The organism is Sulfitobacter sp. 1A15106 (assembly GCF_043556995.1).
In the GTDB taxonomy this organism is placed as follows: Bacteria; Pseudomonadota; Alphaproteobacteria; order Rhodobacterales; family Rhodobacteraceae; genus Sulfitobacter; species Sulfitobacter faviae.
Genome location: NZ_JBIFFM010000015.1, coordinates 14,227 through 39,384 on the forward strand (window position 1 = coordinate 14,227; position 25,158 = coordinate 39,384).

General features: G+C 65.3%; 20 protein-coding genes and 1 pseudogene. 10 read left to right on the top strand and 11 right to left on the bottom strand.

Annotated features, from left to right (window positions below; all coding sequences use genetic code 11):
- Positions 1–30 precede the first annotated feature (30 nt).
- From ACGYKA_RS18325 to xdhA, 10 genes are all read right to left on the bottom strand, one after another.
- The gene (locus ACGYKA_RS18325) at positions 31–819 is read right to left on the bottom strand and encodes a GH25 family lysozyme (protein WP_394414487.1); all 789 of its coding nucleotides are present in this window, start codon (positions 817–819) and stop codon (positions 31–33) included.
- Positions 816–1,469, bottom strand: coding sequence for a DUF938 domain-containing protein (locus ACGYKA_RS18330; RefSeq protein ID WP_394414484.1), 654 nt, complete (start codon positions 1,467–1,469; stop codon positions 816–818). Before ACGYKA_RS18330 ends, ACGYKA_RS18325 begins: the two co-directional genes overlap by 4 nt.
- The gene (locus ACGYKA_RS18335; RefSeq protein WP_394414481.1) at positions 1,466–2,404 is read right to left on the bottom strand and encodes an aldo/keto reductase; all 939 of its coding nucleotides are present in this window, start codon (positions 2,402–2,404) and stop codon (positions 1,466–1,468) included. The genes ACGYKA_RS18330 and ACGYKA_RS18335 overlap by 4 nt, the downstream gene beginning before the upstream one ends.
- 161 nt (positions 2,405–2,565) lie before the next feature.
- On the bottom strand, positions 2,566–3,639 hold the full coding sequence (locus tag ACGYKA_RS18340; RefSeq protein ID WP_394414478.1) for a BMP family ABC transporter substrate-binding protein: 1,074 nt from the start codon (positions 3,637–3,639) through the stop codon (positions 2,566–2,568).
- 72 nt (positions 3,640–3,711) lie between these two features.
- A complete protein-coding gene (locus ACGYKA_RS18345) occupies positions 3,712–4,632 on the bottom strand; it encodes an ABC transporter permease (RefSeq protein WP_067263609.1) in 921 nt (306 codons plus the stop codon).
- Positions 4,632–5,714 carry an ABC transporter permease gene (locus tag ACGYKA_RS18350; protein ID WP_209217190.1) on the bottom strand — a complete coding sequence of 361 codons (1,083 nt, stop codon included), beginning with the start codon at positions 5,712–5,714 and terminating at the stop codon, positions 4,632–4,634. The genes ACGYKA_RS18345 and ACGYKA_RS18350 overlap by 1 nt, the downstream gene beginning before the upstream one ends.
- A gap of 42 nt (positions 5,715–5,756) precedes the next feature.
- Positions 5,757–7,274 (bottom strand): ABC transporter ATP-binding protein, encoded by a 1,518-nt coding sequence (locus tag ACGYKA_RS18355; protein WP_394414475.1) that lies wholly within the window; start codon positions 7,272–7,274, stop codon positions 5,757–5,759.
- Positions 7,271–8,026 carry a xanthine dehydrogenase accessory protein XdhC gene (gene xdhC, locus ACGYKA_RS18360; RefSeq protein ID WP_394414472.1) on the bottom strand — a complete coding sequence of 252 codons (756 nt, stop codon included), beginning with the start codon at positions 8,024–8,026 and terminating at the stop codon, positions 7,271–7,273. Before xdhC ends, ACGYKA_RS18355 begins: the two co-directional genes overlap by 4 nt.
- Complete coding sequence (gene xdhB / locus ACGYKA_RS18365; protein ID WP_394414470.1) at positions 8,023–10,437, bottom strand: xanthine dehydrogenase molybdopterin binding subunit; 2,415 nt, start codon at positions 10,435–10,437, stop codon at positions 8,023–8,025. The genes xdhC and xdhB overlap by 4 nt, the downstream gene beginning before the upstream one ends.
- Positions 10,434–11,825: a xanthine dehydrogenase small subunit gene (gene xdhA, locus ACGYKA_RS18370; protein ID WP_394414467.1), complete on the bottom strand. Its 1,392-nt coding sequence runs from the start codon at positions 11,823–11,825 to the stop codon at positions 10,434–10,436. Before xdhA ends, xdhB begins: the two co-directional genes overlap by 4 nt.
- A 200-nt stretch (positions 11,826–12,025) precedes the next feature.
- Here xdhA and dnaE point away from each other — a divergent pair, with 200 nt between their 5' ends.
- On the top strand, positions 12,026–15,562 hold the full coding sequence (gene dnaE / locus ACGYKA_RS18375) for a DNA polymerase III subunit alpha (protein ID WP_394414464.1): 3,537 nt from the start codon (positions 12,026–12,028) through the stop codon (positions 15,560–15,562).
- Between the two features lie 94 nt (positions 15,563–15,656).
- On the top strand, positions 15,657–16,223 hold the full coding sequence (locus ACGYKA_RS18380; protein ID WP_394414461.1) for a hypothetical protein: 567 nt from the start codon (positions 15,657–15,659) through the stop codon (positions 16,221–16,223).
- A 19-nt stretch (positions 16,224–16,242) separates the two neighbouring features.
- Here the strand turns inward: ACGYKA_RS18380 and ACGYKA_RS18385 are convergent, their stop codons facing one another.
- The gene (locus ACGYKA_RS18385) at positions 16,243–16,437 is read right to left on the bottom strand and encodes a SlyX family protein (protein ID WP_082851915.1); all 195 of its coding nucleotides are present in this window, start codon (positions 16,435–16,437) and stop codon (positions 16,243–16,245) included.
- Positions 16,438–16,615: 178 nt separating this feature from the next.
- On the opposite strand from ACGYKA_RS18385, the gene hisS reads away from it, so the two are divergent.
- The 8 genes and pseudogenes from hisS to ACGYKA_RS18425 all read left to right on the top strand — a co-directional run bounded on the left by hisS (position 16,616) and on the right by ACGYKA_RS18425 (position 25,154).
- A complete protein-coding gene (gene hisS / locus ACGYKA_RS18390; protein ID WP_394414458.1) occupies positions 16,616–18,112 on the top strand; it encodes a histidine--tRNA ligase in 1,497 nt (498 codons plus the stop codon).
- A complete protein-coding gene (locus tag ACGYKA_RS18395) occupies positions 18,112–19,194 on the top strand; it encodes an ATP phosphoribosyltransferase regulatory subunit (protein WP_394439548.1) in 1,083 nt (360 codons plus the stop codon). Before hisS ends, ACGYKA_RS18395 begins: the two co-directional genes overlap by 1 nt.
- The gene (hisG, locus tag ACGYKA_RS18400) at positions 19,191–19,880 is read left to right on the top strand and encodes an ATP phosphoribosyltransferase (RefSeq protein ID WP_067624598.1); all 690 of its coding nucleotides are present in this window, start codon (positions 19,191–19,193) and stop codon (positions 19,878–19,880) included. Before ACGYKA_RS18395 ends, hisG begins: the two co-directional genes overlap by 4 nt.
- Positions 19,881–20,091: 211 nt before the next feature.
- A pseudogene (locus tag ACGYKA_RS18405) lies at positions 20,092–20,906 on the top strand (ABC transporter ATP-binding protein).
- Between the two features lie 73 nt (positions 20,907–20,979).
- A complete protein-coding gene (locus ACGYKA_RS18410) occupies positions 20,980–21,984 on the top strand; it encodes a branched-chain amino acid ABC transporter permease (protein WP_394414452.1) in 1,005 nt (334 codons plus the stop codon).
- Complete coding sequence (locus ACGYKA_RS18415) at positions 21,981–23,051, top strand: branched-chain amino acid ABC transporter permease (RefSeq protein WP_394414449.1); 1,071 nt, start codon at positions 21,981–21,983, stop codon at positions 23,049–23,051. The genes ACGYKA_RS18410 and ACGYKA_RS18415 overlap by 4 nt, the downstream gene beginning before the upstream one ends.
- A 28-nt stretch (positions 23,052–23,079) precedes the next feature.
- Positions 23,080–24,288: an ABC transporter substrate-binding protein gene (locus ACGYKA_RS18420; protein ID WP_394414446.1), complete on the top strand. Its 1,209-nt coding sequence runs from the start codon at positions 23,080–23,082 to the stop codon at positions 24,286–24,288.
- 71 nt (positions 24,289–24,359) lie between these two features.
- Positions 24,360–25,154, top strand: a complete 795-nt coding sequence (locus tag ACGYKA_RS18425) for an ABC transporter ATP-binding protein (protein ID WP_394414443.1) — start codon at positions 24,360–24,362, stop codon at positions 25,152–25,154.
- Positions 25,155–25,158 lie beyond the last annotated feature (4 nt).

A 25,158-nucleotide genomic window follows, 5' to 3' on the forward strand; every position in this document is an offset into this window, starting at 1 on the left:
AGGAGGGGGAGGGGTGCTCCCCCGTTGGTTTTAGCGCAGGGCGCGGGTGGCGACCCAGTTTTGCCAGTCGGCGCGGCTGCCGGAGAAGGCGTTGAGGTCCACGTCGCCGCCGATGCCGGGGACGATGCCCGTGGCGCTGTATTGCCAGAAGCGCCATGTTTGGCCGGGGTAGGTTTCGGCTGGGGTTTTGGCGGTGGTGCGCAGCCAGAAGTCGTATCCCCGGAACCGGCCAAGGTCGTTCTCGCGGTAGAATTTGGGTGTGGTGTAGATGATCGGGCGTTGGCCGTAATGCGCTTCGACCACGCGCAGCCAGCGGCGCATTTGATCGCGGACGTCGGCGGCGGGCGGGCGGACATGGGCGCAGGTGGGGGAGAAGGGGTTCCATTCCATATCAAGCACCGGGGGCAGCATGCCGCCTGTCTTGGGCACGTTGCGGATAAACCAGCGGGCCTGATCCTCGGGCGGGGTGCAGAAATAGTAGAAATGATAGGCGCCGCGTTTCACGGCGGCTTGGGCCGCGCCTTGCCAGTGGCTGTCGAAGTTGATGTCTTTGAGGTCGCCGCCTTCGGTGGCTTTGATGAAGGCGAAGTTCACGCCCGCGCGGCGGGCGGTGTTCCAGTCGATATCATTTTGGAAACGGGCCACGTCGATGCCGTGCACGGGGTAGGCGGCGGGGGTGCGGCCTTTGAAACTCACCGGGTCGCTGTCGCCTAAGGCGGCGGGGAAGAGCACGCCGGGCGGGGCTGGGGGCGGGCTGCCGGGGGAGCCGCAGGCGGCGAGGGCGAGGAGCGACAGGATTAGGGCGCGGCGGAGGATCATGGGCTGGGCTTTCTGGCGATGAAGGCGAGATTGTTGGCGGGCATGTCCACTTCGTCGATCGGGCTGAGGGCTGCATCGCTCAGCCAGCGGGCCATCTCGGTATTGTCTTTATAGCCGATCGCGGGGTCGGTGGCGCGCAGTTGGGCGTCAAAGCGGGTATCGCCGGGGGAGGTGGTTTGGCCGGCGCGCTTGAACGGGCCGTAGAGGACCAGCGTGCCGCCGGGGGCGAGGGCTGCGGCGGCCTCATCGATCAGGCACCGGGTGGCGGAGGTCGAGATCAGATGCAGCAGATTGGCCAGCATGATCAGGTCGAAGGGGCCGTGGTCGCCCGCCCAGCCGGGCGCGGTCGCGTCGAGCGGCAGGGCGGGGGCGATATTGAGCAAGGCGGCCTCGGCTGCATAGGCGTTGATGCTGGCGCGGCGTGCGGTGTCGATGTCGCTGGGTTGCCATCTGAGGCCCGGCAGGCGTTTGGCGAAGCCCACGACATGCTGACCGGTCCCGCTGGCGATTTCCAGCGCACGGCCCCGGGGCGGGGCGTGGGTGGCTAGCAGGTCGCAAAGCGCGTCGAGATTGCGCGCGGCGGCAGGGGCGAAGAGGCGGTCGCCGCCTGCGTCTTCGGCGACGCTGGCGTTGGGGGGCAGGCGGCTCATGCCTGCTCTTCCAGCCGGTCGGTGGCCGGGGGCGGTGTGGGCGACAGGGCAGAGATGGCGGCGTAGGTCTGCGGCGTCATCAGGTAGGTCAGCGCGGCGAGCGACGGCTCTAGTTGGGCCAAGGAGCGGGCCGAGATGATCGGCGTCGGCTTCGTGGAATGGGCCGCCGCCCAGGCCACGGCGAGGGTTGCGGGATGGGTGCCGAGATCACCCGCAAGGGCGGCAAGACCGGCAGCGGCGCCGTGCATCCCCTCTTGCCCGTAGCGGGCGGCATAGCGGTCATCCTCGCTCAGGCGGCCAGTGCCGCCCTCAGCGTATTTTCCGGTCAACAGCCCGCCGACCAGCGGGGAGTAGGGGGCGACCAATATGTCGAGGTCATGGGCCATCGGCAGGATCTCGACCTCGGCCTGACGTTTGACGAGGTTGTACATCGGTTGGATCACCGCGATCTCAAGCCCGAAGTCGGCGGCGATATGGGCGGCTTTTACGACCTGCCATGCGGCGAAGTTCGACAGGCCCACTTGGCGGATATGGCCCTGTTGTTGCAGGTCGGCCAGCGCGGCGAAGCTTTCGATCAGCGGGGTCTCGGGATCGAAGCGGTGGAGGTAGAGCACATCGAGCGTATCAAGCTGCATCCGCTGGCGGGATGTCTCGGCAGAGGCGAGGATATTGGCCCGGCCCGCGCCCCCGGTATAGGCGGCTTTGGTGGCGACGATCAGGCTTTCGCGGCGGTCTTGGACGAACTGGCCCAACAGCCGCTCTGACGCCCCGTCGGTATAGACATGGGCCGTGTCGAAATGGGTGATCCCGGCCTCGATACAGGCGTCGAACATCGCGCGGGAGGCTGCCGCATCGGCGCGCCCGCCGAACTGCATGGTGCCGAAGGCGAGGCGGCTGGCGGGGGTGCCATCAAGGCTGGTGAGCATCTGTGTCATGCCAGATTGGTGGCATGTGCGCTGCCCGCGCGCAATGGGTTTACGCAGGGGCAGGCGGCGGCGCGCTTGGGGACCGCACGCATGGGGCCCCGACCGGGGCGGCGACGAAAAAGGGGCGCGCGGTTGCCCGTGCGCCCCTGTTGTCGGTGAGCCGGTTCGGCTTATTCCGGAATGGTGCCTTCGATGCCTTCGACATAGAAGTTCATGCCCGCGAGCGTGCCGTCATCTGCGGTCTCGCCTTCGGCCAGCCATGCGGAACCGTCCTGTTTGTTGATCGGACCGGTGAAGGGGTGGTACTCGCCCGATGCGATTTTGTCTTTCAGTTCCAGCGCTTCGGCTTTCACATCTGCGGGCACGGCGTCGGTGATCTCGCCAATGCCGACCATGCCCGGCCCGATGCCGTCCCATGTGTCTTGGCTTTCCCATGTGCCGTCCATCACCGCTTTGACGCGGTCGATGTAATAGGGCGCCCAGTTGTCGATGATCGAGGACACGCGCGGCTTGGGTGCATATTGCGCCATGTCGGAGGCTTGGCCAAAGGTGATCACGTTGCCCGCTTCCTGTGCAGCCGCTTGGGGTGCCGTGGAATCGGTGTGTTGCAGCACCACGTCGGCGCCCTGTTCGATCAGAACCTTGGCGGCGTCGGCTTCCTTGGCCGGGTCAAACCACGTGTAGGCCCAGACGATTTTGAACTGAACGTCGGGGTTTACCTTCTTGGCGTGGATATAGGCGGAGTTGATGCCGCGGATCACTTCCGGGATCGGGAAGGAGCCGATGTAGCCGATGATGTTGCTCTCGGTCATGGAGCCCGCGATGTGGCCCTGAATGGCGCGGCCTTCGTAGAAACGCGCGGAATAGGTCGAGACGTTGTCGGCGCGTTTATAGCCGGTGGCGTGCTCGAACTTCACATCGGGGAATTTCTTGGCGACGTTGATCGTGGGGTCCATGTAGCCGAACGACGTGGTGAAGATCAGGTCGGCACCGTCGAGCGCCATCTGCGTCATCACACGTTCGGAATCGGGGCCCTCGGCGACGCTTTCGACGAAGACGGTTTCGACCTTGTCGCCGAACTCTTCTTCGACGGCCAAACGGCCTTCGTTATGCTCATAGGTCCAGCCGCCGTCGCCCACGGGGCCGACAAAGACAAAGCCGACCTTGGTCTTGTCTTGGGCCACAGCGCCCGAAGCAAGGCCGAGCGCAAGGGCCGCGCTGGTCATAAGGGTGGTTAGTTTCATGAGGTTTCCCCTGTTTGCGTGCCCCTTTGCCGGGGCTTGATGTGCGGCGCAGGGCCGCGTGACGTGATGCCCCTAGTTCGAGGCGTGGAAGGTACGGCCCAGCGAGGCCGGCGCGGCGCTTTTGTCCGCCGACAGCACCACCAGAACGATGATGGTGATGATATACGGCGACATTGCCAGATACTCTACCGGAATGGCAACGCCCGCGCCTTGTAAGTTCAACTGCAACTGGGTGATGCCGCCGAAAAGATAGGCACCCAAAAGCGCACGCCACGGCTTCCATGAGGCGAAGACGACAAGGGCAAGGGCGATCCAGCCGATGCCGGCGGTCATGCCTTCGGTCCATTGCGGCACGCGAATGAGGCTGATGTAGGCGCCGCCCAAGCCTGCACAGGCCCCGCCGAAGAGGATCGCGGCGGTGCGGATGCGCTTGACCTTGTAGCCGAGCGCATGGGCCGCGTCGTGGCTTTCGCCAACCGCGCGCAGGATCAGGCCCGCGCGGGTGAATTTCAGCACCGCCCAGACCCCGGCAACCAGCGCGATGCCGAGGTAGAGGATGATGTCATGGGTGAAGAGGATTGGCCCGATCACGGGGATATCGGCCAGCGGGCCGAAGTCGATGTCACCCAGACGTGGCGGTTTGATCCCGACGTAGCTTTGCCCGATCAGCGCCGAGAGGCCGAGGCCGAAGAGCGTGAGCGACAGGCCCGAGGCGACTTGGTTCGCCAGTGCCACTTGGGTCAGGAAGGCGAAGAGCAGGCTGAGAACGGCACCACCGACAGCGGCGGCGGCAAAGCCCAGAAGCGGCGATCCGGTCTCGACCGCCGTGGCAAAGCCGCAGATCGCGCCGGTGATCATCATGCCTTCGACGCCGAGGTTCAGAACGCCGGATTTCTCGACCACCAATTCGCCGATGGCGGCGAAGATCAGCGGCGTCGCGGCCACGAGAAAGCCTGCGACGAACAAAAGCGGGTTGATTGCGGAAAGATCCATCAGGCAGCCTCCGCCGCGCCAAAGCGCAGCCGGTAATGAGTGAAAACGTCCAGCGCGAGCAGGAAGAACAGCAGCATGCCTTGGAACACCTGAATGGCGGCGGCGGGCAGGCCGAGGTTGGACTGCGCGATATCCCCGCCGATGTAGGTCAGTGCCATCAGCGCCCCGGCAAGCAGGATGCCAATCGGGTGCAAACGGCCAAGGAAGGCCACGATGATCGCCGTAAAGCCATAGCCCACGTTAAAGTCGATGGTGACCTGCCCTGAGGGGCCAGCGACCTCGAACATGCCCGCAAGACCGGCGAGCAGGCCAGAGGTGCCGAGGCAAAACAGCACCAGCCGCGCCGGGTTCACGCCCGAGAAACGCGCCGCGCGGGGGGCTTCGCCGGTGACGCGGATGGCAAAGCCGAGACGGTGCCGTGCGAGCAGAACATAGGCAAAGATCACCGCGATCAGTGCTGCGACCACGCCCCAGTGCATGCCAGAGCCTGCGAAGAGTTCGGCGTTATGGGCAGAAGCGTATTGTTGCAGGTTACGCGAGCCGGGAAAGCCGTAGCCCTCGGGATTTTTCAGCAATCCCAGTGACATGGAGGCAAGGAACTGTTCCGCAACATAGACCAGCATCAGTGAGACGAGAATCTCGTTGGTGCCGAAACGGACCTTGAGAAGGGCCGGGATCATCGCCCAGAGCCAACCGCCGAGCGCCCCGGCGAGGACCATCAACGGAAAGATATACCAGGCCTCAAGCGGGTAGAAGGCCAGCCCCACGCCCGCGCCAAAGAGGGCGCCCATGATATACTGCCCCTCGGCCCCGATGTTCCAGATGCCCGCTTTGAACCCAAGGCTGAGGCCGATGGCGATCAGCACCAAGGGCGCGCCTTTGATCAGCAGTTGCGGGCGGTAATAAAAGGCGTAATCGCCAAACAGGGGCTGCCAAAAGATCGTTTGCAGCGCCTCGATCGGGTCTTTGCCCAAGGCCGCGAACAAAAGCCCGCCGAAGATGAAAGTGGCTAGCACCGCCATGATCGGTGTCGACAGCGAGAGGGCCCGACTGGGTTGCGGACGCTTTTCAAGGCGGATCACAGATCACCCCCAATGGTCAGAGTGAAAGATGCGAGGCTCGGCTTAGACATGCGCGACCTCCATACCATGTGCGCCGCCCATCATCAGGCCGATTTCTTCGACCGTGAGCCCCTGCGCGGGGCGAGACGGCGACAGGCGGCCTTCGTTCAGGGCGGCGAAATTGTCGGAAATCTCCATCAACTCATCAAGGTCTTGGCTGATGACGATCACCGCGGTCCCGCCTGAGGCGAGATCCAAAAGCGCCTGCCGGATCGCGGCGGCGGCGGAGGCATCGACCCCCCATGTCGGTTGGTTCACGACCAGCAGTTCGGGCCGTTGCAGTACCTCGCGCCCGATGACGAATTTTTGCAGGTTGCCGCCTGAGAGCGAGCGCGCCGCATTGGCCGGGCCGGGGGTGCGCACGTCGAAGGTCTTGATGATCTTCTCGGCAAAGCTGCGCGCCTTGCCCCAGTCGAGCATGCCGCCGCGCTCCAGCCCCTCACGGGCGGCCCCGGTCAGCATGGCGTTTTCCGTCAGCGACATGTCCGGCACGGCGGCATGGCCCAGCCGCTCCTCGGGGGCGGTCAAGACGCCAAGCGCGCGGCGGGCGGTGGGGCCGAGCAGGCCAATGTCGCGCCCGTCAAAGGTGATCATGCCCGCGCCGACCAGTGTTTCGCCCGAGAGCGCGTTGAGCAATTCGTCCTGCCCGTTGCCCGCGACGCCGCCGATGCCCAGCACCTCGCCGCGCCGCACCTCGACGGAAATATCGCGCAGCGGCATGCCAAAGGCATGGGCCGACCGGGCCGAGAGGTTGTTCAGCGTCAGCGCCACTTCGCCCGGTTCCTTGCTGTCGCGGGTGGGCGTTTTCAGCGCAGAGCCCACCATCATCTCGGCCATGTCGCGGGCCGACGTCTCACGCGGGGTGCAATGGCCGACGACCTTGCCCAAGCGCAGGATCGTGGCGCTGTCGCACAGGCTGCGGATTTCTTCGAGCTTGTGTGAGATATAGAGGATCGCGGTGCCTTCGGCGCTGAGTTTGCGCAGGGTTTTGAAAAGGATTTCAACCTCTTGCGGTGTCAGGACCGAGGTCGGCTCGTCCATGATCAGCAGCTTCGGCTCTTGCAGCAGGCAGCGGATGATCTCAACCCGCTGACGTTCCCCCGCTGAAAGGTCACCGACGGTGCGGTCCGGCGCAAGCGGCAGGCCGTAGGTGTCCGACACATCGCGAATCTGTTGGCTAAGCTCGCGCATCCGCGGCGGGTTTTCCATGCCAAGCGCGATGTTTTCCGCCACGCTGAGCGCATCGAAAAGCGAGAAATGTTGAAACACCATGCCCACGCCCGCCTGCCGTGCGGCGTGCGGGTCGGTGGGGGCAAAGCTCTCGCCCCGCATCAGCATCTGGCCCGCGTCTGGTTTGACCAGCCCGTAGATCATTTTAACCAAAGTGGATTTGCCCGCGCCATTCTCGCCCAGCAGGGCGTGAACCTCGCCCGGAGCGATCCGCAGGGAAACGTCATCGTTCGCGACGACGCCGGGGTAGGCCTTGGTCAACCCGGTGAGGTCGAGAAGTGAAACAGTCATGCGGAAACCTTTGTCTGGGTCCGGGCGATGAGGGCGATCAGCGCGCCATGGGCAATTTGCGCAGGCAGCTTGCCCAGCGATTTATCGCCAATTGGACAGGTGATGCCAGAGGGATCCAACCCCATGTCACGCAAGCGGCGGGAAAACCGTGACTTTTTTGTGTCAGAGCCGATCAGCCCGACGCTCGCTGCGCCGCGATTGAGCAGCGCGGCACAGAGTGCGAGGTCGATGTCATGGGAATAGGTGAAGATCAGGTGATGCGCCTCGCGCGGCGCATGGGCGGCGAGACGCGGCATGTCGGCGGCCGGGGTGACGGTGACATGGGGCGGGATGTCGTCGGGGAACCGGTCGCGGGCGCTGTCGATCCATGTCAGATCGAAGGCCCGGGGCGGGCAGGCGGCCACCACCGCCCGGCCCACATGCCCCGCGCCCCAGAGCCAGAGCGGCACGTCGCTGTGTACATCCGGCAGGGGCAGGGGGGTGGCCGCGTCCAGCGGGCGCGGCGCGGTGGTGTAGCGCAGGCTGACTGCGCCGCCGCAGCATTGGCCCAGTCCGGGGCCGAGCGGCAGGGTCTGGCTGTCTTCGCAGCGGCCCTCGGCCAGCATCTGGCGGGCGTGCGCGATGGCCTGATGCTCCAGCGCGCCGCCGCCGATGGTGCCCGCGATTGCATCAGGCGTGACCTTCATCGCCGTGCCCGCATCCCGCGGGGCCGAGCCGCGCGTGGCGGTGACCTCGACGAAGATCGCGGTCATTTCCGGGTCCGTCCAACGGCGGCGAGCACGGCCTCGGCGGTGGCCGGGGCTTGCAGGTCGCCGTAATGCGGGCCGCAGGCCGCCACCGCATCCGACAGCGCCATGAAGGCCGAGATGCCCAGCATGAAGGGCGGCTCGCCCACGGCCTTGGAGCGGTAGACCGTCTGCGCCGGGTTCGGCTGGTCCCAGAGCGCCACGTTGAAGACCGGCGGCCGGTCGGAACAGGCGGGGATCTTGTAGGTCGAGGGCGCATGGGTGCGCAGGGTGCCGGTCTCGTCCCAGACCAGTTCCTCGGTTGTCAGCCAGCCCGCGCCCTGCACGTAGCCGCCTTCGATCTGGCCGATGTCGAGCGCGGGGTTCAGCGAGGCACCGGCGTCATGCAGGATATCGGTGCGCAGGATGCGGTTTTCGCCGGTCAGCGTGTCGATCACCACCTCGGTGCAGGCCGCGCCATAGGCGAAATAGTAGAACGGCCGCCCGTGTCCGGCGATGCGGTCCCATTCGATGTCGGGCGTTTTGTAGAATCCCGTGGCCGAAAGGCTGACGCGGTTTTCATAGGCCGAAGCGGCGGCGGCGGCAAAGGTGATCTCTTCGCCCCCGATCTGCACCATGCCGTCGGTGAACCGCACCTGATCCGGCGTGGTCTGATAGCGTTCCGCCAGATGCGCGGCCATGCGGTCGCGGATCGTGTCGCAGGCGTTTTGCGCGGCCATGCCGTTGAGGTCCGAGCCCGAGGAGGCCGCTGTGGCCGAGGTATTGGGCACCTTGGCAGTGTCAGTGGCGGTGATCTTGACCACTTGCGGCGAAACGCCAAAGCGCGAGGCCGCGACCTGCGCGACCTTCTGGAACAGCCCTTGGCCCATCTCGGTGCCGCCGTGGTTCAGGTGGATCGAGCCGTCTTGGTAGACATGCACCAGCGCGCCCGCCTGATTGAGGTGGGTGAGCGTGAAGGAGATGCCGAATTTCACCGGCGTGATCGCGATGCCGCGCTTCATCAGCGGGCTTTTCGCGTTCCACTCGGCGATGGCGGCGCGGCGCGCCTCGTAATCGCAGCTCTCGACCAGCCGGTCGGTCAGCGCGTTGACTATGCAGTCGGTGACCGGCTGCTGGTAGGGCGTGGTCTGCACGTCCGAGCGCTTGGCCGGGATCGACGGTTGCGCGCCGAGCGCAGGGGGCGCGCCGCGTGACGACAGATCGGCCTCGGCATCCGGCGGGGTGCGGTTGTCGATCGCGGTGCCGGTGTTCTCCACCTCGGTCGGGCGGTGGGCATTGTCGGCGTAGTAGTTAGCGCGGCGCACCGCGAGCGGGTCGAGGCCCAACTCCTGCGCGATATGATCCATCACCCGCTCGATGCCCACGATCCCCTGCGGGCCGCCGAAGCCGCGAAAGGCGGTGGCGCTGGCGGTATTGGTCCGCAAACGGTGCGAGGTGATGCGCACGTCGCGCAGATGATAGGCGTTGTCGGCATGCAGCATGGCACGATCGGCCACGGGCAGCGACAGGTCCATCGACCAGCCGCAGCGGGTGTAATGGGTCGCGTCCAGCGCGGTGATGCGGCCCGTCTCGTCAAAGCCCACGTCATACGCGACACGAAAATCATGCCGCTTGCCGGTGATGATCATGTCGTCATCGCGGTCATAGCGCATTTTGCACGGCTTGCCGGTGAGCGATGCCGCCACCGAACAGGCAATCGCCAGCGCGTTGCCCTGACTCTCCTTGCCGCCGAAACCGCCGCCCATGCGCCGGGTCTCGACCCGCACGGCGTGCATCGGGCGGCCAATGGCATGGGCGACTTTATGCTGGATCTCGGTCGGGTGCTGGGTCGAGGAATGCACCAGCATGTCGCCGTTGTCTTGCGGCAACGCCATGGCGGCCTGACCTTCGAGGTAGAAATGCTCCTGCCCGCCCATCTCGATCTGGCCCGAGAGGCGGCGGCTTGCTTTCGACAGCGCGGCCTCGGCATCGCCCTTTTGGTAAATGCGCGGCCCGTCCTCGAAACGGCTGTTGGCTTCGAGCGCCTGTTCCACCGTCAGGATCGGATCGCGCGGGGTGATCTGCGGCTTGCCGAGCTGGGCGGCGCGGCGCGCGGCGAGGTGGCTGGTGGCCACCACCAGATAGAGCGGCTGGCCCGCGTAATGCACCTGATCGGTCGCTAGAAGCGGCTCGTCATGGTTCGAGGGTGAGGTGTCGCAATCATGCGCGAGGTCATCGGCGGTCAGCACCGCGACGACGCCGGGAGCCTCGCGCACGGCGGAGAGGTCGAGCCCGGTCAACTCGCCCGCCGCGACGGGGCTGAGGCCAAAGGCCAGATGCAGCGTGCCGCGCGGGGTGGGGATGTCGTCGACATAGCGCGCGGCGCCGGTGACATGCAGCTTCGCGGCGTCATGGGGAAGGGGCTTTGCAACGCTCATGCCGAGACCTCCGCTAGGTTGGTGGGGGTGCCATTGGCGTCGTGGAAATAGCGCAGCAGCATGTTCTGTGCCGCCTGCATTCGGTAGGCGGCCGAGGCGCGCATGTCCGACAGCGGGGTGAAGTCGTCGCGCATCGCCTCCATCGCCTTGCGGATGGTCTCTTCGTTCCACGGCTGGCTGACAAGGGCGGCCTCCGCCGCGGCGGCGCGTTTCGGGGTGGCGGCCATGCCGCCGAAGGCCACGCGGGCGGTGAGGATTTCAGAGCCATTGCCGGTGATCGAGATGCAGCCGCAGACCGCCGAGATGTCCTGATCGAAACGCTTCGACAGCTTGTAGCAGCGCAGCGTGTCGTGCTGGCGCGGCACGGTGATCGCCTCGACAAATTCGCCCGGCGCGCGGTCCTGCTTGCCGTAGTCGAGGAAGAAGTCCTCCAGCGGCAGTTCGCGCCGCGCATCGCCGCGGCGCAGGTGCAGCGTTGCGCCAAGCGCGATCAGCGCGGGCGGGCCGTCGCCGATGGGCGAGCCGTTGGCGATATTGCCGCCCAGCGTCGCCGCGTTGCGCACCTGCGTCGAGCCGTAGCGCCGCAGCATCACGCCCAAGCTGGGGAAGAGGGGGGAAAGCTTCGCCTCCACCTCGGTCAGGGTCGTCATGGCCCCGATGCGCAGGCCGGTCTCGTCCTCGGTGATGCCGCGCAGATCGGCGCAGCGGTTGAGGAAAGCCACGGCGCCCAGATCGCGGAAACCCTTGGTGACCCAAAGGCCCACGTCCGTCGCCCCGGCGATCAGCGTCGCGTCGGGGTGGTCGAGATACCACGCGGCCAGCTCATCGCTGCTCTCGGGCTGCACATGGGGCGCGCCCTCGGCCTTGGCGGGGGCGGGGATGTCCTGCGCGAGCTTCGACTTGAGGCCCAGCAGATGGTCTGGCACGGGCTTGTCCACCGCGGCTTCGGCCGCGCGGATGATCGGCGCGTAGCCGGTGCAACGGCAGAGGTTGCCGGCAAGCTGCACGTCATGGTCGCGGGCGCCGTTAAGATGCGCCGTGGCCATCGAGACCACGAAGCCCGGGGTGCAGAAACCGCACTGGCTGCCGTGATGTTCGACCATGGTCTCCTGCACCGGGTGCAGGGTGCCGTCGGCGCCCGCCATGCCTTCGACCGTGGTGACGGCCTTGCCGTTGATCTGCGGCAGGAACAGGATACAGCCATTGAGCGCGCGGTGCCCGCTCTCATCGCTGATCATGACCGAACAGGCCCCGCAATCGCCCTCGTTACAGCCCTCTTTCGTCCCCGTCAGGCCGCGCTCTTCGCGCAGCCAGTCAAGCAAGGTGGTGGTCGGGGACACGTTGGAGAGTGACACGACTTCTCCGTTGAGAAGAAAAGTGATGTCCATTGGTTCTCATCCGCCGCGGTACAAAGTGGCCCGTAAACATGCGCGGAGTTCGATGCGGCGTAGAACCGGGCGCGGGCGAGGTAGAGGTCAGGCTAGCGGGGCGGGGGGCGTTTTGGCAAGAAAAAACACCATGGGCGAAAAATGCAGCACCGCCGCATCCGGCGCTGGTGCCGGGCAGGCGGCTGGCATAGTTTGCGCCCATGTCAGATGCTCCCCGATTCATTCACCTGCGCAGCCATTCCGAGTATTCTCTGCTGGAAGGCGCGCTGCGGCTGAAAAAGCTGCCCGGCATGTGCCGTGACGCGGAAATGCCCGCGCTGGCGCTGACCGATACCAACAACATGTTCGCCGCCCTGGAATTCTCCGTCGCCATGGCCGGGGCGGGCGTGCAGCCGATCATCGGCTGTCAGGTCGACGTCGCCTATGTCGAGGTCCAACCGGGCGAGAAACCGCGCCCGCCCGCGCCGGTGGTGCTGCTGGCGCAGAGCGAATTGGGCTACGAGAACCTGATGAAGCTGAACTCCTGCCTCTACCTCGACAAGGGCGGGGCAGCGGCGGAGGTGACGCTGGCGGAACTCGAGGCGCTGAGCGCCGATCTCATCTGTCTCACCGGCGGCCCTTCGGGGCCGGTGGGGATGCTTTTGCAGGGTGGTCAGCGCCCGGCGGCGGAGGCGCTGATGGCGCGGCTGCACAAGGCCTTCGGCGACCGGCTCTACGTCGAGTTACAGCGTCACCCGGAAGACGGCGGCCAGCCCGAGGCCGAACGCCTGACGGAGCGCGGCTTTGTCGAGATGGCCTATGCCATGGACATCCCGCTGGTCGCGACCAATGACGTCTATTTCCCCAAACCCGATATGTACGAGGCCCATGACGCGCTGATCTGCATCGCCGAAGGCGCCTATGTCGACCAGAGCCAGCCGCGCCGCCGTTTGACCGCGCAGCATTACTTCAAGTCCCAAGCCGAGATGGCGACCCTCTTTGCCGACCTGCCCGAGGCGCTGAGCAATACCGTCGAAATTGCCAAGCGCTGCGCCTTTATGGCCTACCGCCGCGATCCGATCCTGCCCAAGTTCGCCGACGACGAAGTCGCCGAGCTGCGCCGCATGGCCAATGAAGGCCTGCAGGCGCGTCTGGCGGTGATTCCCCATGCGGTGAGCGTGGAGGAATACCAAAAACGGCTCGATTTCGAGCTGGGCATCATCGAGGGCATGGGGTTCCCAGGCTACTTCCTGATCGTTGCCGACTTCATCCAATGGGCCAAGGACAACGACATCCCGGTTGGCCCGGGGCGGGGCTCCGGTGCGGGCTCGCTGGTGGCCTATGCGCTCACGATCACCGACCTCGACCCGCTGCGCTACTCGCTGCTCTTCGAGCGTTTCCTCAACCCCGAGCGGGTCTCCATGCCCGACTTCGACATCGACTTCTGCATGGACCGCCGCGAGGAGGTGATCCGCTACGTGCAAGAGAAATACGGCCGCGACAAGGTGGGGCAGATCATCACCTTCGGTGCGCTTTTGTCGAAGGCGGCGGTGCGCGACATTGGGCGGGTGTTGCAGATGCCCTATGGGCAGGTGGATCGCCTCTCGAAGATGATCCCGGTGGAGGGGGTGAAACCCGTCTCCATCGAGAAGGCGCTGGCGGACGAGCCACGACTGCGCGAGGAGGCCAAGAACGAGGAGGTCGTCGACCGTTTGCTGACTTACGGCCAGCAGGTCGAGGGGCTTTTGCGCAACGCCTCGACCCACGCGGCGGGCGTGGTGATCGGCGACCGGCCTCTGGATCATCTGGTGCCGCTTTATCAGGACCCGCGCTCGGACATGCCGGCGACGCAGTTCAACATGAAATGGGTCGAACAGGCCGGGCTGGTGAAGTTCGACTTTCTGGGTCTGAAGACCCTGACCGTCATTCAAAACGCGCTCGATCAAATTAAGGCGGGCGGGCGGCATCTGCATATCGCCGCGGACGGACGCCAGATCTACGAGCCGCCCGAGGGCCATGTCGACGACGTGGCCACCATCCCGCTCGACGACAAGGCCACCTACGATCTCTATTCCAGCGCCAAGACCGTCGCCGTCTTCCAGGTGGAATCCAGCGGCATGATGGATGCGCTCAAGCGCATGAAACCGACCTGTATCGAGGACATCGTCGCCCTCGTGGCGCTCTACCGTCCCGGCCCGATGGAGAACATCCCGGTCTATTGCGAGGTCAAGAACGGCAAGCGCGAGCTGGAATCGGTGCATCCGAGCATCGACTACATCCTTGAAGAGACCCAAGGCATCATCGTTTATCAGGAACAGGTGATGCAGATCGCGCAGGTCATGGCGGGCTATTCGCTCGGCGGTGCTGACCTGTTGCGCCGTGCGATGGGTAAAAAGATCGCCGAGGAAATGGCCAAGGAACGCCCTAAGTTCGAAAAGGGCGCGATGGCCAATGGCGTCGACAAGAAGAAGGCGGCGGAGGTCTTCGACCTTCTGGAGAAATTCGCCAACTACGGTTTCAACAAATCTCACGCCGCGGCCTATGCGGTGGTCAGCTACCAGACGGCTTGGCTGAAAGCGAACCACCCTGTGGAGTTCATGGCCGGGGTGATGAACTGCGATATTCACCTTACCGACAAGCTGGCGATCTATTTCGAGGAGGTGCGCAAGCATCTTGAACTGCCCTGGGTGCCGCCCTGTGTGAACCGCTCTGATGCCACTTTCAAAGTGGTCGACGGCGCGCTTGTCTATGCGCTGGGCGCGTTGAAGAACGTCGGGCTGGAGGCGATGCGGCTGGTGACCGAGGGGCGCAAGGTGGATGGTGTCGACAAGCCCTTTGCTACGCTCTTTGACCTCGCGCGGCGCGTGGACCTCAAGCGCGTGGGCAAGCGCCCGCTGGAGATGCTGGTGCGCTCGGGCGCGTTCGATCAGCTCGACAGCAACCGGCGGCGGGTGTTCCAGTCGCTCGACGGGTTGGTGAGCTATTCGGCGGCGATCCACGAGCAGAAGGCCTCCAACCAGGTCTCGCTGTTTGGGGAGGCGGGCGACGACCTGCCCGAGCCGCGGATGCTGCCCTGCGACGACTGGCAGTCGGCGGAGCGGTTGGCCGAAGAGTTCAAGGCGGTGGGCTTCTACCTCTCGGGCCATCCGCTGGACGACTACATGCCGCCCCTGAAACGCAAATGGGCGCGGGAGACCGGTCTGCCCTTCCTCACGCTTGATGAGCTCAATGAAAAGGTCTCGACCCGCGGCGCGATGAACGCGCGGCTCGCGGGCGTCGTGGCGGGCCGTCAGGAGCGCAAGTCGGCGCGGGGCAACCGCTTTGCCTTCGCGCAACTCTCGGACCCCACGGGCGGCTACGAGGTGACGATCTTCTCCGACGTGCTCGAAGCCTCGCGCGATCATCTGGAGGTCGGCTCCAAGGTCGTCGTCACCGTGGAGGCCACGATGGAGAGCGATCAGCTGAAATTGCTGGCCCGTGGCATCGGGCCGATCGACGCGGCGGTGGCGGATGCGGGCAGCATGGGGCTGCGGGTCTTCATCGACGGGCCGGGGGCGATCCAATCGGTGGCCGATGTGCTCGACGGGGCGCGGCAGGCGGTGAAGGCGGCGGGCAAGGGGCCGGTGCAATTCTGCCTGATGGACCCAAGCCTGCCCGGTGAGGTTGAGGTCGATCTGGGGCGCGAATTCCCGGTCACGCCGCAGATCAAGGGCGCGATCCGCTCGCTCGACGGGGTGATGGAGGTCGAGGAAATCTGACCTCCGCCGCCTCGGCGGCCTCCCGCGTTGCCGCATCCAGTGGACGGCGGCGGGTGGCTGCGCTACCTGCCTGCCAAGCAATTGGGAGCAGAGCATGAAACGACGCATCGGCCTTTTGATCATGGGGACGCTGCTCTCCGCCTGCACCATGGCCCCCACCGCGCCGAACCCGCAGGTCTCCGAGGTTTCATTCGGTACCGCCCTGCCGTTTGGCGAGGTGGCCCGTGTCTGCGATCTGGACCTTAGCGAATTGGGGCAACTGGTCAAGGAACCTTCGGCGCGGGGCTACCGGTTGTTCGATTCGCAGCCCGGCAGTGCCGGGGCGCGCAGCTTCTACATCACCGGCTTTGCGGACGATTGCGCGCGTCAGTTGACGGCGGCCAATGTGCTATTCGGCACACCTTCGGTCTATGAGCAACTACACTACGGCCCGGGGGGAGAGAACCTGCCCACCGCCGAGACCGACGCGGCCTATGAGGCGATCAAGGCCCGCGTCTGCGGGGCGGGGCGCGGCAAACCCTGCGGGCGGCAGATCGGCAAACTCGACAAGACGACCTTTTTCGTCAGCGCCTATGAGCGTTTGGGCCAGACCGCGCGCTGGTCCGAAGTGCTGGTGCATGACGGGGCCGTCGCCGCCGTGGCAATGAAATCAGCCAATTGACGGTGCGCGGCGCTGCCGCTCAGTAATGCGGGGGGCGCTCATCGCCCAAAAGCACCGCGCCACCGCCCGAAGCGTCCCGCTCTCCTTCGCGCTGCATCAGCATATGGACGCGGCGGTTCAGGGTGACGATCTCGGCCTCCTGACGGGTGACGATCTCTGACATATCGTCGACCGCGCGGGTCAGATGGGCGATCTGCTCTTCAAGGCGGCTGATATGCTCGGCTGTTTGGTCTGGGGTGTGATCAGGGCTTTGGTCAGTCATGGCGCGCATCCTTTTTGCGCGATCTAGCACGGACCGGCGGCGCGGGACAGGGGCGGGATGCCGCGTTGCTTGCTCTTGCGGGGGGCTTGGGCTAGACGCGAGGCCAATTGATGCACCGAGGATCCTTGCCATGGCAAAGCCCAAGAAAACCCCCCGTCCCAAGGCGCAAACCCCGAAAGGGTTCCGCGATTATTTCGGGACCGAGGTGACCCATCGGGCCGAGATGCTGAACAAGATCGCCGCCGTCTACCACCGCTATGGTTTCGACGCGCTGGAAAGCTCGGGCGTGGAGACTGTCGAGGCGCTTGGCAAGTTCCTTCCCGACGTTGACCGTCCGAACGAGGGCGTCTTTGCTTGGCAGGAGGATGCCGAAGGCGACAAACCCGGTGACTGGCTCGCGCTGCGCTATGACCTGACCGCCCCCCTGGCGCGGGTCTATGCCCAGCACCGCAACGACCTGCCGATGCCCTACCGCCGCTACGCCATGGGCCCGGTCTGGCGCAACGAGAAGCCCGGGCCGGGGCGGTTCCGGCAGTTCTACCAATGCGACGCCGATACCGTGGGCGCGCCCTCGGTGGCCGCGGATGCCGAAATCTGCGCCATGCTGGCCGACTGCCTTGAGGAAGTTGGTATCGCGCGTGGCGATTACGTGGTGCGGGTGAACAACCGCAAGGTGCTGAACGGCGTGCTCGAAGTGGCCGGGCTTGCGGGCGACGACAAGGAAGCCGAACGCGGCATCGTGCTACGCGCCATCGACAAGCTCGACCGGCTGGGGCCCGACAGCGTTCGCGCGCTTCTGGGTGAGGGCCGCAAGGACGACAGCGGCGATTTCACCAAAGGTGCAGGGCTGGGCGAGGCGCAGGCCGAAGTCGTGATGGGCTTCATGCAGGCCAAGCGCGAGACCGGTGCTGAGACGGTGGCGCGGCTGCGCGACTTGGTGGCAGGCTCCGAGGTCGGCGTGCAGGGTGTGGATGAGTTGCAACTCATCTCGGACCTGCTGGCGGCGGGCGGCTATGGCCCCGATCGGGTGGAGATCGACCCCTCGGTCGTGCGCGGCCTTGGCTATTACACCGGCCCGGTTTTCGAGGCCGAACTGACCTTCGAGATCAAAGACGAGAAGGGCCGCGCGCGGAACTTCGGCTCGGTCGCAGGCGGCGGGCGTTACGACGATCTGGTGAAGCGTTTCACCGGACAGGAAGTGCCAGCGACCGGCGTCTCCATCGGTGTGGACCGTCTGCTCGCTGCACTGGCCGCCAAGGGGCGGCTTGAGGCCGAAGCGACAGGCCCCGTCGTCGTCACCGTGATGGACCGCGACCGCATGGCCGATTATCAGGCCATGGTGGCCGAGCTGCGGCAGGCGGGCATCCGGGCGGAGGTCTATCTGGGCAACCCGAAGAACTTCGGCAACCAGATGAAATACGCCGACAAGCGGCAAAGCCCCGTGGTCGTCATCGAAGGCGGTGACGAGAAGGACCGCGGCGTGGTGCAGATCAAGGACATGGTGCTGGGCGCGCAACTGGCGCAAGAGGCCAGCCATGACGAGTGGAAAGAGCGCCCCAACCAATATGAGGTGCCGCGCGGCGATCTGATCAAAGCGGTGCGCGATATTCTGGATCGGACAAGCTGATGCCCACACGTTCCGAAACACTGGCGCGCGCGGCCTCCCTGCGCGCGATTTTCGAGGGGCAGGGCGCCGTTCTGGTCGAGCCGCCGATCTTGCAACCGGCGGACACGCTGCTGGACCTCTATGGCGAGGATATCCGCGCGCGCGCCTATGTCACCTCGGACGCGCTGCGCGGGGAGCAGATGCTGCGCCCCGATTTCACCGTGCCCGTGGTGCAGATGCATATGGCCCATGGGGCCGAGCCCGCGCGCTATACCTATTCAGGCGAGGTTTTCCGCCGTCAGGAGCACGACCCGAACCGCGCCAATGAGTATATTCAGGTGGGTTTCGAGGTCTTCGACCGCGCCGATCCGGCGGCGGCGGATGCCGAAGTTTTCGCCCTGATCGCCGAGGCGATGCAGGGGCTGCCGGTGCGCCCGGTGACCGGCGACATCGGCGTGCTGATGGCGGCGGTGCAGGGCTTGGGCACATCGCCTGCGCGCAAACAGGCGTTGATGCGCCACATCTGGCGCCCGCGCCGCTTTCGTGCGCTGCTTGACCGTTATGCCGGGCGCAGCCCTGTGCCCGCGGGGCGCAAGGCGCTGCTGGCCGAGGCCGAGGTGACATGCGACGCGCCGATGGTGGGGCTGCGCTCCCGCGCCGAGATTGAAGCCCGCGTCGCGGCCCTGCGCGAGGATGCGAAGACGCCGCCGATCTCCGCGCAGCAGGTCGACCTTTTCGAGGCGCTGTTGGAGGTGCGGGAAACCCTGCCCAATGCGCTGAGCCGCCTGCGCGATCTGGCCGTCGACATGCCCGCCATTGGCGATGCCGTGGCCCGTGTCGCGGCCCGCGCCGATGCGATGCGCGCCCGCGGGATCGACACCGACGCGCTGCTCTTCGAGGCCAGCCATGGCCGGTCATCGATGGAATATTACGACGGTTTCGTCTTTGCTTTCCGCGCGGCCTCACGGCCCGATTTGCCCAGCATCGCCACCGGCGGGCGCTACGATGCGCTGACCCGGCGGCTGGGTCAGGGCGATGAAATCCCGGCGGTGGGCGGTGTGATACGCCCCGGCCTGATGCTGGAACTGGAGGCCGGGCAATGACGCTGAAACTGGGTGTGCCGTCCAAGGGGCGGCTGATGGAGAAGACCTTTGAATGGTTCGGCGCGCGTGGCGTCAGCCTGCAACGCACCGGGTCCGACCGCGAATATGCGGGCAAGGTCGAGGGGATCGAGGATGTCTCGCTCGTGCTGCTTTCGGCGGGTGAAATCCCGCGCGAACTCTCGGCAGGGCGGATCCATTTGGGCGTCACCGGCACCGATCTGGTGCAGGAAAAACTGGCGCTTTGGGATCAACTGGTCGAGCCGCTGGAGGAATTGAACTTTGGCCATGCCGACCTGATCATCGCGGTGCCGCAAGCTTGGGTCGATGTCGATACGCTGGATGATCTCGACGCCGCCGCCGCCGCCTTCCGCGCCGAACATGGCTTCCGCCTGCGCATCGCCACCAAGTATCACCGGCTGGTGCGGGAGTTCCTGCGCACCCACGGCGTGGCCGACTACGCGCTGGTCGACAGCCAAGGCGCGACCGAGGGCACGGTGCTGAACGAGACCGCCGAGGCGATTGCCGATATCACCTCCAGCGGAGAGACGCTGCGCGCCAATCACCTGAAGATCCTCAGCGACGGGCTGATCCTGCAATCGCAGGCAACGCTTTGGCGCTCGCGCATGGCACCCCTAGAGGATCACAGCCGCAAAGCGCTGAAAACCCTGATCGCACAACTGACCTGACGTAGCGTCACAGCCCCGGGTTTTTCCCTTCCCTTCCATGGCATTGCACCTTCCGAGCCGCTCCGGCGCGGGGGCGCTTTGCCGCGCGCCTTACCGAAAGACTTGCGAGATGCCGCGCTTCGGATAGGGTGAAAGGGTCAACAGGCCGATACCACAAGCACCGCCAAAAGGGGCAGGGGTCGGGACATAGGGAGGATCCGTCGATGATCGGATGTCACGCGCCCCTTGCGGGGGGCCGCAGCCGTCGCCGCATGGGAGTGGGCGATTGCTGAGGGTTGAGGATTTGCATCTGTCCTTTGGCGGCATCAAGGCGCTGCAGGGGGTGAATTTCGAAGCCAAGGCCGGAGAGATCACCGGGGTGATCGGACCCAACGGCGCGGCCAAACCTCACTTTTCAATGCGATATCAGGGTTTTACAGGCCCGATCGGGGCAGTGTGGCCTTTGACGGAGAAGATATCACCACGCTCAGCCCCGACAAGCGCGCGGGGCTTGGCCTCGCGCGGACCTTTCAGAACATCGCGCTGTTTCGCGGCATGACCGTGCTCGACAATATCAAACTTGGCGGACACACGCGGCTCAAGACCAATGTCTGGCAGGCGCTGCGCTATTTCGGCGCGGCGCAGAAGGCCGAGTTGGAGCTGCGCCGCGAGATCGAGGAGCAGGTGATCGATTTTCTAGAGATTGATCACATCCGCAAATACCCCATTACCATGCTGCCCTACGGTCTGCAAAAACGGGTCGAACTGGGCCGTGCATTGGCGATGCGCCCGCGCGTGCTGCTGCTGGACGAGCCGGTGGCGGGCATGAACCGCGAGGAGACCGCCGACATGGCGCGCTTCATCCTCGACGTGCAGGAGCAATTCGGCACCACGATCCTGCTGGTGGAACACGACATGCACATGGTGATGGACATCTGTAGCCGCATCGTCGTGCTGAACTTTGGCCAGCAGATCGCCAGCGGCACGCCCGAGGAGGTCTCCAACAACCCGGCGGTGATCGAAGCCTATCTGGGGGCCGCGGCATGACGCCGATTTCTTTTAAAGAAATCGGGCCGGAATTTTTGAAAAATTCCGAGGCTAAGGACAGGGAGGGGCTGTGATGGGGCAGTTCGTGCAGTTTGCGATCAACGGGCTGATGGCCGGGGCGATCTACGCGCTGATCGCCGTGGGCATCGTCAGCGTCTACAAGGCCACCAAAGTGGTGAACTTCGCCCATGGCTACTTGATCATGTTCGGGGCCTATTTTTATTTCACCTTTGCGGTGATCATCCCGGCCCAGCCCTGGGCGCCGGCATGGCTGGCCTCGTGGCAGCCCGGCTGGATGGTCGAGATGCGGGGCGAATTGCCGATGTTCTCGCCGGTGGCGGCGGTGCTTGACTGGGTGGCGAACCTGCCGCGCATCCTGTTGGGTCTGGCGGGGGCGCTGGTCTGCAACGCCATCCTTGGACGGATCATTGAGCGGGTGCTGATGCGGCCGCTGATGGGGCAGTCGATCTTTGCCATGATCATGGTGACGGTGGGGTTGATCTCGATCCTGTCGGGCGCGGCACAGCTGATCTGGACGGCGGATGCAGCAAGCGTGCCCTATATCGCGCCCAACATGCCGATCCGGTTCGAACTGGGCGGCGCGATGATCTTCCTCTTCGGCACCGATCTGGTGAATATGGCCGTGGCACTGCTGCTGTTTGGCGGCATCGTCGCCTTCGTGAAATTCACCAAGGGCGGCATCGCGATCCGCGCCACCGCCGAGGACCAGTCGACCGCTTATTCCATGGGCATCTCGGTGCCCAAGGTCTTTTCCCGCGCCTGGGTGCTGGCCAGCACCACCGGGGCCATCGCGGGCGCCATCCTCGCCACCCGCAACGGCATTTCACCGAGCCTTGGGCTCTTCGGCTTCTCGGTGCTGGCGATCGTGCTGATGGGCGGGCTTGATAGCTACGTCGGCGTGCTGATCGCCGCGATGGTCGTTGGCGTGCTGGAGGCCATGACCCAGTGGCAGATGGGCGGCGGCTGGGCCGAGATCGTGCCTTACGTCACCGTGCTGGTGGTGCTGATCTGGCGGCCGCACGGGCTGATGGGGCAAAAGGAGGTCGAGCGGATATGATCAACGCCAACCTGAAGTCCAGTTACGCCGCCGACGAGCGGGTGCTGAACAACCGCTACAAGCAGGCCTTCGTCTACGGCTCGATCCTCGCGCTGGCGCTGTTTACCCTGTTCGGCAACGACTACCTCATCCTGATCGCCAGCCAGATGGGCATCCTGCTGATCGCCGTTGTGGGGATCAACATCCTGACCGGCTACACCGGGCTGGTGTCGCTGGGCCACGGCGCCTTTGTCGCCATCGGCGCCTATGCAGTGACGATCTTCGGCAATCTCGGAGCGGGGGTGATCCCGGCGGGGCTGATGCCCTTCGTCTCGGTGCCCCTGGCCGTCGCGCTGGCGGCGGCGGTCGGCGTGTTGGTCGGTCTGCCGAGCCTGCGGGTAAAGGGGCTATACCTCGCCGTGGCGACGCTGGCGGCGAACTTCATCGTGATCTTCCTGATCGAGGAGGAGATCTTCGCGCCCTGGACCGGCGGCATGGTGGGGATCAACACCAATGTGCCGAACCTGCTGGGCTGGGAACTCGACACCAAGCGCGAGATGTTCGGGCTGATCGCGGTGGTGGGCCTCGTCTCGCTGCTGGCGGCGCAGAACCTCATTCGCACCCGCGTCGGCCGCGCCTTCATCGCGATCCGCGACCGCGACTATTCCGCCGAGATCCTCGGCATCTCGCTTCTGCGCTACAAGCTGATGAGCTTTGCCCTCTCGGCGGCCTACTGCGGCCTTGCCGGGGCGCTGTTCGCCTATTTCTACGCCCGTATCCTGCCCGAGCAGTTCGAACTGGCGCTCTCGCTCAACCTCGTGGCCGCGCTGATCATCGGCGGCATGGGGCGCACGATGGGGCCGGTTTTCGGCGTTATCATCGTCGTCATGGTGCCCGAGCTGATCAAGGTGCTCTTCGGTGCGCTCGCCGGGGACAGCGCCGGGGCGGGGCAGCTGCGCGCACCCCTGCAGCAGATCGCCTTCGGCGTGCTGCTGGTGTTGTTCCTGCTCAAGGAGCCCTTGGGCATCAACCAGATCGTCGACCGCATCCTGCGCGCCGCAAACCGTTGGCCGTTTGCGCGCGGGTAATCAAAAGGCCACATCAGGGAGAAGACAGATGACCATGAACCGCCGATCCTTCCTCGCCACCACGGCTGCCGCGACGGCGGCCATCGGCACGCCGATGATCCTGCGTGCCCAGCCCAAGGAATATGTGCTCGGCGCCTCGCTGCCGCTCACCGGGCCCTTCGCCACAGCGGGGCAGTTGGTCGCGCCTGCCTTCGCCATGGCCGCGAAACTGTTCAACGACGAGGGCGGCGTGGCCGGTGTGCCCATCCGCTTCGTCACCGAGGATTCGGGCTATGTGCCGCAGAACGCGCTTAATAACTACCAGCGCGCGCTGGCCTCGGAGGGCAAGAACATGATCGGCTATTTCGCCGACAGCACCGGCGCGATGAAGCTGATCGCGCCTGAACTCAAGGGCGAGAACGCCCGCATCATGGGCTCGACCTCTTTTGCCTCGGAACTGGCCAACCCCGAGACGCACCCTTACCAGTATCTCTCGGGCCCGACCTACCAGAGCCAGTTCGATATCCTGCTGCAGAACATCAAGAACGAGGGCGGGCAGAAGGTGGCCTTCATCTTCTCCAACACTGAGTTCGGGCGCGATCCGATCGAACACGGCCGCAAGACCGCCGAGGAGCTTGGCCTCGAGGTCGTGTTGGAGGAAAGCACCAAGGCCGAGGGCGCGGACATCCCCACCCATGTCACCAAGCTGGCGCAGTCGGGCGCGGATCACTGCATCCTGCAGGGCTATGTCACCGGCGTCTGGCCGCAGCTCATCGGCGGCGCGCGGCAGTTCGGCCTGCCGGTCAAGTTCAAGGGCACCTTCTGGGGCATGGAAAAGCTTATCGCCGACCGCATCACCGCCGAGGCCGGGCCCTTCCTTGCGGGCTACGAAGGCGTCATGCCCTACCGCTATTTCTACGACCGCGAAGACGCGCCGCGCTACCAGCAGTACGCGGAACTCAGCAAGCAGATGTTCGCGGGCACGCCCTTGGAGAACTACATGTCGACATGGGCGATCCAGACCATGTGCGGGCTAGAGATCGCCATGAAGGCCTTCCGCGACACCGCCGAGGCCGGGCTGGAACTGACCCCGGACAATATCGCCGAGAAGCTTTCGGGCATCTCAAACTGGGATTCGGGCGGCTTCTTCGGCGGGCCGGTGAGCATGGAGAACAACGCCATCGGGACCGGCCGCGTCTATGGCTACAACCCCGAGGACGGGCTGTTCACGCCGAAATCGGATTGGTTCACGGTGTAAACGAAGGAGGTTCGGGGGCGCTGCCCCCGGACCCCCGAAGTATTTTTGGCCAAAAAGAGAGAGGGCCCGCGGTGCTGACCATCGAGAACATCGAAGTGACCTACCACCACACGGTGCAGGCGCTGCGCGGGCTGTCGCTTGAGGTGCCGGACGGCAAGATCGTCACGCTGCTGGGCACCAATGGCGCGGGCAAGACCACGACGCTGAAGGCGGCGAGCAACCTGCTTGGCCTCGAGAACGGCGAGGTCGGCGAGGGGCGGATTTCCTTCAAGGGCCAGTCGATCATGTCGATCCAGCCCGACCGTCTGGTGCAGCAGGGGCTGTTTCACGTGCGAGAGGGGCGGCGGATCTTCAGCGAGATGACGGTGGAGGATAATCTGATCGCGGCCTCATACGCGTTGGACCGGCGGCAGGCGAAGGCGGATTACGACAAGGTCTATGCCTTCTTCCCGCGGCTGAAGGAGCGGCGGCGGCAGATCGCGGGCTATCTGTCGGGCGGGGAGCAGCAGATGCTGGCCTTTGGCCGAGCGATGATCGCGCGGCCCGAGCTCGTCCTGATGGATGAGCCGTCGCTGGGGTTGGCGCCCAAGGTGGTGGCGGAGATCTTCGACACGATCAAGCGGCTGAACCAAGAGGACGGCACCGCGATCCTGCTCGTGGAGCAGAACGCGGGCGTGGCGTTTTCGGTCGCCGACTACGGCTATATCATGGAAAGCGGCCAGATCGTCATGGAAGGCGATGTGGAGAAGCTGCGCGGCGACAAGGACATCCAGTCCTTCTACCTCGGGATGGGCGAGGAGGGCGGCGCGCGGCAGTCCTTCCGCGACGTGAAACATTACAAGCGCCGCAAACGCTGGCTCAGCTAGGGAG

Bases quoted from the DNA above. Each gene is read 5' to 3' on its own strand.
- ACGYKA_RS18415 (WP_394414449.1), top strand. From the start codon at position 21,981: ATGATCAACGCCAACCTGAAGTCCAGTTACGCCGCCGACGAGCGGGTG.
- ACGYKA_RS18355 (WP_394414475.1), bottom strand. From the start codon at position 7,274: ATGACTGTTTCACTTCTCGACCTCACCGGGTTGACCAAGGCCTACCCC.
- hisG (WP_067624598.1), top strand. From the start codon at position 19,191: ATGACGCTGAAACTGGGTGTGCCGTCCAAGGGGCGGCTGATGGAGAAG.
- ACGYKA_RS18345 (WP_067263609.1), bottom strand. From the start codon at position 4,632: ATGGATCTTTCCGCAATCAACCCGCTTTTGTTCGTCGCAGGCTTTCTC.
- ACGYKA_RS18335 (WP_394414481.1), bottom strand. From the start codon at position 2,404: ATGACACAGATGCTCACCAGCCTTGATGGCACCCCCGCCAGCCGCCTC.
- ACGYKA_RS18380 (WP_394414461.1), top strand. From the start codon at position 15,657: ATGAAACGACGCATCGGCCTTTTGATCATGGGGACGCTGCTCTCCGCC.
- hisS (WP_394414458.1), top strand. From the start codon at position 16,616: ATGGCAAAGCCCAAGAAAACCCCCCGTCCCAAGGCGCAAACCCCGAAA.
- xdhB (WP_394414470.1), bottom strand. From the start codon at position 10,437: ATGAGCGTTGCAAAGCCCCTTCCCCATGACGCCGCGAAGCTGCATGTC.
- ACGYKA_RS18340 (WP_394414478.1), bottom strand. From the start codon at position 3,639: ATGAAACTAACCACCCTTATGACCAGCGCGGCCCTTGCGCTCGGCCTT.
- xdhA (WP_394414467.1), bottom strand. From the start codon at position 11,825: ATGGACATCACTTTTCTTCTCAACGGAGAAGTCGTGTCACTCTCCAAC.
- ACGYKA_RS18330 (WP_394414484.1), bottom strand. From the start codon at position 1,469: ATGAGCCGCCTGCCCCCCAACGCCAGCGTCGCCGAAGACGCAGGCGGC.
- dnaE (WP_394414464.1), top strand. From the start codon at position 12,026: ATGTCAGATGCTCCCCGATTCATTCACCTGCGCAGCCATTCCGAGTAT.
- ACGYKA_RS18395 (WP_394439548.1), top strand. From the start codon at position 18,112: ATGCCCACACGTTCCGAAACACTGGCGCGCGCGGCCTCCCTGCGCGCG.
- ACGYKA_RS18420 (WP_394414446.1), top strand. From the start codon at position 23,080: ATGACCATGAACCGCCGATCCTTCCTCGCCACCACGGCTGCCGCGACG.
- ACGYKA_RS18410 (WP_394414452.1), top strand. From the start codon at position 20,980: ATGGGGCAGTTCGTGCAGTTTGCGATCAACGGGCTGATGGCCGGGGCG.
- ACGYKA_RS18325 (WP_394414487.1), bottom strand. From the start codon at position 819: ATGATCCTCCGCCGCGCCCTAATCCTGTCGCTCCTCGCCCTCGCCGCC.
- xdhC (WP_394414472.1), bottom strand. From the start codon at position 8,026: ATGACCGCGATCTTCGTCGAGGTCACCGCCACGCGCGGCTCGGCCCCG.